The organism is Janthinobacterium foliorum (assembly GCF_978021625.1).
Map to the genome: position 1 here is coordinate 1 of NZ_CDXDQE010000091.1, position 315 is coordinate 315.

Genomic DNA, 315 nt, shown 5'->3' on the forward strand with positions numbered 1-315 from the left:
CCGCCTCGACCTTGGCCGAGAACAGCACGGCGCCCACGCCCGTCGTCACGCCGCAGCCGATGTAGCAGACCTTGTCGAACGGCGCGTCTTCGCGGATCTTCGCCAGGGCGATTTCCGGCACCACGATGTAGTTCGAGAACGTGGACGTGCCCATGTAGTGGAACAGCGGCTGGCCGTTCAGCGAGAAGCGGCTGGTGGCGTCCGGCATCAGGCCGCGGCCCTGGGTCGAGCGGATGGCCTGGCACAGATTCGTCTTTTGCGACAGGCAGAACTTGCATTGCCGGCATTCCGGCGTGTACAGGGGGATGACGTGGT

The 315-nt window shown here is 65.1% G+C and carries 1 pseudogene; it reads right to left on the minus strand.

The window, feature by feature from the left end:
* Positions 1-315: pseudogene (locus tag ACZ92H_RS29640) on the minus strand (S-(hydroxymethyl)glutathione dehydrogenase); the annotation flags it as partial.